A 7,478-nucleotide genomic window follows, 5' to 3' on the forward strand; every position below is an offset into this window, starting at 1 on the left:
GGGTGGGCAAAGCGCAGCGTGCCCACCTTTCTTGCACCGACCGTGGATGGTGGGCACGCTGCGCTTTGCCCACCCTACGAAAGCACGCGCCGCCTAGTTCGATCCGAACATGAACTTGCCGTCGCCCTCGAGATAGGGGCCGGAGCGCATGTAGAGCTGGCCGTTCTGGCCGACGAAGAACAACGTGCCTCTCGGCACCTTCTTCGCGCCCTTGAGCAGCAGGCCGGCATTGTTGGTCCCCATCTTGTAGGCGAGGGTCGAGCCGTCCTTGCCATAGGCGTAGCCCATGTCGGACTTCAGCTCCCAGGGCGCGGGCGATGCATCCTGTGCGAGTGCGGGAGCGGCCAGCGTCGTCAGCGCCGCTGCCATCAAAAAGGTCGCCATCAAAAAAGCCGCCGTCAAAAAAGCCGCCGTCAAAAAAGTCTTGGCCTGAAATCGAGTCATGATCATCCTCCCCAGTCGTCGCTGCCGAAACCTGGGCCCTTGTCTGAACAAATCACGAACGTCATTATTCCGTCAATACGACGGAAGTCGTCGTGCGGCATCACGTGCACCCTGCGGGTTTGTGATTTTCTGCTTCGCGACTATGTTGCCGTTTCCATCTACAAACGCATGATTGCGAAAAGTTTGATAGGGATGATTCGAATGACCCCCGGCATGAATATCGGTTTCGGTATTGCGCTCTCGCTCATGACGATGGCCACCGCGGCTTATGCCGACGAATTCAAGCTCTCCAACAACCAACGCATCGCCTGCAGCCGGGGATTGTCCGCCGGCAAGCTCAACACCGCGACCTGCAAGTCCTACGCCTATCTGTTCAACACCAAGACCTCGGAATACTTCCGCTGCCAGGTCTCGTTGGCGCTGACGCGTGACAACAAGGAGGTCATCAACGTGCAGGCCGATGGCGGTTGCACCAAGCGGCCGCGCATCTTCGACACCGATGGCAATTACTCCTTCGATGCCACCGAAACTGAACCGCCGAACACCAACTCGTTCTTCGGTCCCGGCGGCTATTCGGTCTGGGCCAGCGACAACAACGTGCAGAAAGTGCGAGGCTGCATCACCATCTCCTCCGGCCTCGGCTCGGATATCTCGAAATGCATCGACATGACGTTCCAGTGAGCCTCTGGGCCGTCGCAGAGAACGTCACGATTTCGATTCAGCGCTCGCAGCCGGGGAAGGCCGCGAGCGGGCGAATTTCTTCACCCCCATCGGCTTGCCGAACAGATAGCCCTGCACCAGGTCGAAGCCTACCGCATGGGCGGTGAGGAAGTCGGCGCGGGTCTCGACGCCCTGGGCAAGCGCCCGCGCGCCATGGTCGTGGGCGAGCTCGACGACATGTTTGCACACGGTCTGCTTCAGCCGGTCGTCGGCGGCGCCGGTGACGAATTGATGATCGATCTTCAGTTCGACGAAGGGAAAGCTCTTCAACCCCATCAGCGACGGCCACTCGGTGCCGACCTGGTCGACCGATATTGCGATGTTGTGGAACCGCACCTGCCGCGCCACCTCGATCACGAGGTCCAGGTTCTCGATCACCTCGGCGCTTCCCATCTCGAGCAGCAGGCCGCCGAAGGCGGGGTGCTGCGGCACGCGACGGCATAGTTCGCGCACGGCTTGCGGATCCCTCAGGAACGACACCGGCAGGTTGATCGAGAGGTCTACCGGTCCTTTCTGCTCCAGCAGATAGTGCCAGTCCTCGATGGCGCGACCGACCACGAATTCGGACAGCGCATGGAAATGCGGATCGCTCTCATCGGGAATGAAATAGGCCGGCGGCACCACGCCCCAGGCCGGATGCCGCATCCTGACCAGAGCTTCTGCGCCCGCGGGCACCAGCGTGCGCAGGTTGATCCTCTGCTGGTACCACAATTCGAGCCAACCGGCTTTGAGCGCCTCTGCCACATCGACCGCGGGGCTCGGCGCGGGCTCCTGTGGCAGCAGCATCGCGACGCTGTCGCGCAGCGTTCCTGCGCCGAACGGCGTCGCCAGCGGTGGCAGCATGGCTACGCCGTATTCTTCGCCAATTTGCCTGACCGCTTTTACCATAATCGACTCGGGCGGCCCGATGACGAGAACCTTGCCGGCGAAATTCTTCCTGACGAGAACCTCCAGAATCCTGCCGACCTCGATCCCGTTGACGGAGACACCGAGCACAAGCAGGTCGGGCCGATGCGCGTCCAGCGCGCCATCCAGTTCGGTGGCCTCGCCGCACTCCGAGGTGATGAACCCGAGATCCTCGAGAGCATCAGAAAGAAAGGTACGAAGGTGCTTCTTGCTATCTGCGACGCAAGCCCGCGGCGTCAATTTGCGATGACCGAACCAGCCGGGTCGTGCGTATTCCTTGGGGTTGATGTGATGCATGCCCGCCCTCTCCCGCGATGTCGATTTGACTCGTACATCTCAGTGGCGGCCTTAATCTGGAAATTTGAGGACCCTCCCTGCAAATCCCCATGAATGCTTAGGTAGGGTTAAAGAGACAAATGAAGCTAAAATTGTAATTAAAAATCGAAGCAGATGAGGCCATCGCCGGCCACAAATGCCGTGCTCCGACGCCATTCGGTCCGAACTGCTCGCGAGGCGATTGCAATGGTGCGCCGCCGCGTCGTTTCGCGGCGGCAGCACGCGTTAATGTCTGTGGTTGTTTATCGTTGTCGCCGTGATCGATTCCCGTTTTGAGAATAGCATTCACGTGATCGATGCTGCTCCTATCGTCCCTCCGGCTCGATGCCGATCTTAGTGCCCCATGCGCGCCGAAGCCGGGTGACCCGGCGCCTTGAAGCGTTTGCCGGTGTCGCTAACCTTCCCACCATCGACTTTCAGGATCGAGAAATCCTGGGTCAGGTAATTTCCGGCGAGAAGGTACTTGCCATCCGGCGTGAACGCGACCGCCTCGGGCAAGCCACCGACCTCGATGTCCTGAGTCTTGGTCACCTTCTTGCCGTCGATTTTCAGCACCGTGAGGCTGCCGTTCTTGTGATAGTAGTACGCGTTCTTCATGTTGGAGCCGCGCAAAATGGCGGCGACAGCGAGATCTCCCTTCGGCGAAATCGCAAAGCCCTCGGGACCGTCGCCGACCACCACACGATCGATGATGCGCGGCGGATTGGCTTCGAGATCGATCACGCTCGTGGTGTCGACGCTGCCATCGGATGAGCCGGCGCCGCCATTGTCGGACGTCAGTGCGAGTTTGCCATTTGGCGTCACCGCAACATTGTATGGCCATTGGCCCGTCGGCAGATCGACCTTGTTGTAGGTGACCTTGTCTCCGGCAATATCGAGCACCGAAACCTTGTGTGCGGGGAAGCGGACAGCAAGCGCCCGCTTGCCGTCCGGCGTGAACGCCACATGGGCGACGCTGTCGGGCAACGCAATCGTATCGGTGACCTTGACGTCGCTCCCATTGATCGAGAGCACGCTGACGGAATTGTCGCCGCGATTGGCGACCAACGCCATCTTGCCGTCCGGGCTGATGCTGAGCCCCGAGGGCTGCTTGCCGACGGTAACAGTCGCCGCCAGCTTCGGCGGGTTGGCCTTGAGATCGACGACATAGACCTTGTTGTCCGGCACCTGCTTCAGCGCATCGCCGTCCTTGGTCACATCGACCGAATCGGCGACGAGAGCGATCGAGCCGGTCGGGTCGATGTCGAGATTGACCGGCGGTCCCACCACCGAATTCTTCAGCGGCAGGGAGGCGGCAGTCTTGGGATTTTCGGGATTGGCGAGGTCGAGGATGAGAACCTGGTCCTTGCCGGGCGCCGACAGGATCGGTTTTCCATCGTCATCCCATAATAGCTTCTCGTCGAGACCGACGATCATGAAGGGTTTCGCATGGACAGGATTGAAGGCGAGATTGCAGAGCAGGACTGCAGCTCCCAAAGATAGTCCGACGGCGCGGTAAGCAGGCATTGGCGTTCTCCCGGTTGCGCCGGCCACTGGCGGGCCGGTTTCGCGCAGGGAAAATTAAGCAGGGAACACGATCGTTGCCAATGACCAAACTGACGTGCGTATTGGCGCTCGGCTCTATGCGTCGTTTGGATGGGTTGGCCGACGCGCCCCGTCCGGTCCATTTCCCGGCCGGGGGCACATCGGGCGTCTCATATCCGCTCGGCGTCGCTATCGTCACTCCGGCTTGATGCCCGCGAATTTGGCGACCTTGCCCCATTTCTCGGTCTCCGCCAGCACGTAAGCCTGCATGTCTTCGGCTGAGCCGCCGACGGGTTCGGCGCCGAGCTTGCGCAGACGCGCAATCCCGTCCTCGGTCTTGAGGAATTTGGCGACGCTCGCGTTGAGGCGGTCGATGATCTCCTTCGGCGTCTTCGCAGGAGCCGCGATCGTGAACCAGGAGGCGGCCTCATAACCGGGCACGCCCGCTTCCGCGATTGTCGGAAGGTCAGGCAATAGCGGCCAGCGCTTGGAAGTAGATACCGCAAGCGGACGGATCTGTCCGGCTTCGGCGAAGGGCTGCGCGGCGGGGAGGTTGTCGATCATCAGATGCACGCGGCCGGCGATCAGGTCGGTCAATCCCGGTGCGCTGCCCTTGTACGGCACATGCGTGATTTCGACGCCCGTCATCGAGCGGAACAACTCGGTCGAGACATGGGCGGTGCTGCCGAGCCCGGGCGTGCCGTAGAACAATTCGCCGCGCTTCGACTTGGCGTAGTCGATCAGTTCGGCGACCGACTTCACCGGCAGCGAATTGGTGACCGAGCAGAGATTGGGCACCCGCGCGATGATGATGACCGGCGCAATATCCTTCAGCGGATCGAACGGCATGTTCCTGAACACGAACGGATTGATCGCATGCGTGCCCGGCGTGCCCACGAGGAAGGTGTAGCCGTCGGGATCGGCCTTGGCGACGGCGTCGGCCGCGATGTTGCCGCCCGCGCCGGTCTTGTTCTCGACGATGAACTGCTGGCCGAACTCCTCCGAGACCTTGGCCGCGACCACGCGGGCCAGGATGTCGGTGGTTCCGCCGGCGGCAAACGGCACCAGGAGCTTGACCGGCCGCGTCGGCCATTCGGCGGCGCGCGCTCGGCGCGGCAGCAGCGATGTGCCGGCAAGCGCGGCGGTGCCACGCAGCAGAGAGCGGCGGCTGAGATTTGACGAAGCGACGGTCGAAGAGGGCATTTGAAAGTCCTTGAGCGATGCGGAAGGGTAGGCGCCGAAAAACCGAGCGGCGCACGATGGCGCCGCTCGGCGGCTGGTCAGGAATTGTGGTTGAGGCGCGTTATAGCGTTTTCAAGCGAAGTGGATACCGGTTCGCATAGCAATCAAGTTTACGCAGATTGCGTAGACTTATCTGCGCAGAAAACGCGTCAAAAAAAGCTAGCCGCCGATGCCCTTTTCCTTGAAATACTTCAGCGCGCCGGGATGGAACGGGATCGGGGAGCGATCCTGCCGCTGGTTGTCGAGCGAGAAGCTTTCGGCTTCCTTGTGCACAGCGACGATGTCGGCCTTCTTTTCCACCAACGTCTTGACGATCGTATAGGCATCGTCGTTGCTCATCTTGTCGCCGGTGACAATGAGGTTCCAGACCTCCGTGATGGAGTTGTCCTTGTCATAGCCCGGATACGCGCCCGCCTTGATCGTGCTTGGCGAATAGAGCTTGCCGTATTTGGCGTTCATCTTCTCGGCCAGGTCGCCATGGTCGATCAGTTTCATCTTGATGCCGGGGGTCGCCGCCAGATCGGTCACCGCCGCGGTCGGAATGCCGCCGACCCAGAAGAAGGCATCGATCTTGCGGTCCTTGATGGCGTTGACGGATTCGGCAACGCCGAGCCGCTCGCGCTTCATGTCCTTGTCCTTGTCGAGGCCGGCGGCTTCGATGACACGGAATGCCATCACTTCGGTGGCGCTGCCGGGCGAACCCGTCGAAACGCGCTTGCCCTTGAGATCCGCCATGGACTGGATGCCGGTCCCTTCGACGGTCACCACATGCATGCGGTTCGGATAGACGACGAGGAGGGCCTGCAGCGGCACCTTGCTGTTCTTGAACTTGTCCTGGCCCTGCAGCGCGTCGAGCGCGGCATCGGCCATGGTGAAGCCCATTTCGCTCTGCCCGGTGCCGATCAGCTTGAGATTGTCGACCGAGCCGCCGGTGACCTCGGCGGTGGCTTGCACGTTCGGAAGGTTCTTCGAGAGCACGTTGGCGACCGCGCCGCCGAGCGGATAGTACACGCCACCGGTGCCGCCGGTGCCGATCGACATGATCTTCTGCTGCGCATGGACGATGCCGGCAAAGGCGAGACCGGCCGAGATCGTCACAGCCAGTATCGCCACGGTCTTTTTCAGTTTCTTCATCCTATCACTCCCTGATTAAATCGTAAGCGCCGGTTCCTTCGGCGTCGGTGTTCTCGCCTGCCACAGCAGCACGCCGAGGCCAATGATCAGGCCCGGCACGTAGGTGTAGCTGATATCGCGGCCGATCATCCATTCGACGATCGCCTCGATCAGACTCGGAAACACCAAGAGCAATCCGGATAGCAGAAGCAGGCCGCGTTCGATCGGCGTAGTTTGTCGCAGTGCCCAGTTCTGGGCAAACGCGGCAAGCGCGAGTAGCCCGATGGTCGCCTTGATCGTGATTTCGAGGATATCGACCCACGAGCCGCCTTTGGGAATCGCCAGCAGGAGACCGACGCCCTGTGGATCAAGCACGAACACGAACGGCACTAGGAAGGCGGGCAGCGTGTATTTCCACGATTGCAGCGTCGTGCGGTAGGGATCGCCGCCGGTGATGGCGGCAGCCGCGAACGGCGAGAGCGCTGTTGGCGGCGACACCTCCGACAGTACGGCGTAGTAGAAGATGAACATGTGCGCGGCGTAATCGGGTACGCCGAGCTTGATCAGTGCCGGCGCTGCGATCACGGCGCAGATGATGTAGGAGGCGGTCACCGGCACTGCGAGGCCGATGATCCAGACGATCAGCGAGGTATAGATCGCGGTCAGCAGGAGACTGCCGCCGGCATAGCTGATCACGATCGACGAGAATTTCAGGCCGAGACCCGTCAGCGTCACGATGCCGACGACGATGCCGGCGCATGCGCAGGTGGTCGCGGCATTGAGCGCGCCGATCGAGCCGTCGGCCAGCGCCTTCACCAGCTTCGAGGGTACCAGCGCCGTTTCCTTCCGCAGGAAGCTCAACGCGAAGGTGACCACGACGGCGTAGAACACCGACAGTGACGGCGAATAGCCGATGATCATGAACACGACCACGGCGGCCAATGAGACGAAGTGAAAGCCGTAGCGCTTGGTCATCTGGCCGAGCGTCATCTCCGGCTTGAAGTTGACGTCCTTGGCACCGAATTTGCGGGCGTCCAGTTCGACCATGAACAGCAGCGACATGTAGTAAAGGCAGGTCGGGATGGTCGCCATCCAGATCACGTCGAGATAGCTGATCTTGAGAAATTCGGCGATCAGGAAGGCGGCCGCGCCCAGCACCGGCGGCGACAGGATCGCGCCGAGGCCGCCGGCCG

The 7,478-nt window shown here is 61.4% G+C and carries 7 protein-coding genes; 1 reads left to right on the forward strand and 6 read right to left on the reverse strand.

The features are described from left to right. Positions 1–93: 93 nt before the first annotated feature. Positions 94–369, reverse strand: a complete 276-nt coding sequence (locus CWO89_RS38095; RefSeq protein WP_245476767.1) for a hypothetical protein — start codon at positions 367–369, stop codon at positions 94–96. A gap of 276 nt (positions 370–645) precedes the next feature. Between CWO89_RS38095 and CWO89_RS38100 the strand changes: the two genes are divergently transcribed. Beyond that, on the forward strand, positions 646–1,125 hold the full coding sequence (locus CWO89_RS38100) for a hypothetical protein (RefSeq protein WP_028168237.1): 480 nt from the start codon (positions 646–648) through the stop codon (positions 1,123–1,125). 24 nt (positions 1,126–1,149) lie between these two features. On the opposite strand, the gene CWO89_RS38105 is transcribed toward CWO89_RS38100, so the two are convergent. From CWO89_RS38105 to CWO89_RS38125, 5 genes are all read right to left on the reverse strand, one after another. Then, positions 1,150–2,367, reverse strand: a complete 1,218-nt coding sequence (locus CWO89_RS38105) for an EAL domain-containing response regulator (protein ID WP_130583495.1) — start codon at positions 2,365–2,367, stop codon at positions 1,150–1,152. A 372-nt stretch (positions 2,368–2,739) separates the two neighbouring features. Beyond that, a complete protein-coding gene (locus tag CWO89_RS38110; RefSeq protein WP_245476766.1) occupies positions 2,740–3,912 on the reverse strand; it encodes a beta-propeller fold lactonase family protein in 1,173 nt (390 codons plus the stop codon). Positions 3,913–4,125: 213 nt separating this feature from the next. Continuing rightward, on the reverse strand, positions 4,126–5,133 hold the full coding sequence (locus CWO89_RS38115; protein ID WP_130583496.1) for a Bug family tripartite tricarboxylate transporter substrate binding protein: 1,008 nt from the start codon (positions 5,131–5,133) through the stop codon (positions 4,126–4,128). 198 nt (positions 5,134–5,331) lie between these two features. Then, a complete protein-coding gene (locus CWO89_RS38120; protein ID WP_130583497.1) occupies positions 5,332–6,306 on the reverse strand; it encodes a TAXI family TRAP transporter solute-binding subunit in 975 nt (324 codons plus the stop codon). A 15-nt stretch (positions 6,307–6,321) separates the two neighbouring features. Then, on the reverse strand, positions 6,322–7,478 hold a 1,157-nt coding region (locus tag CWO89_RS38125), incomplete at its 5' end, for a TRAP transporter permease (RefSeq protein ID WP_130583498.1).

The organism is Bradyrhizobium sp. Leo170, assembly GCF_004296405.1.
Lineage (GTDB): Bacteria > Pseudomonadota > Alphaproteobacteria > Rhizobiales > Xanthobacteraceae > Bradyrhizobium.

Bases quoted from the DNA above. Each gene is read 5' to 3' on its own strand.
- CWO89_RS38115 (WP_130583496.1), bottom strand. From the start codon at position 5,133: ATGCCCTCTTCGACCGTCGCTTCGTCAAATCTCAGCCGCCGCTCTCTG.
- CWO89_RS38105 (WP_130583495.1), bottom strand. From the start codon at position 2,367: ATGCATCACATCAACCCCAAGGAATACGCACGACCCGGCTGGTTCGGT.
- CWO89_RS38120 (WP_130583497.1), bottom strand. From the start codon at position 6,306: ATGAAGAAACTGAAAAAGACCGTGGCGATACTGGCTGTGACGATCTCG.
- CWO89_RS38110 (WP_245476766.1), bottom strand. From the start codon at position 3,912: ATGCCTGCTTACCGCGCCGTCGGACTATCTTTGGGAGCTGCAGTCCTG.
- CWO89_RS38100 (WP_028168237.1), top strand. From the start codon at position 646: ATGACCCCCGGCATGAATATCGGTTTCGGTATTGCGCTCTCGCTCATG.
- CWO89_RS38095 (WP_245476767.1), bottom strand. From the start codon at position 369: ATGGCAGCGGCGCTGACGACGCTGGCCGCTCCCGCACTCGCACAGGAT.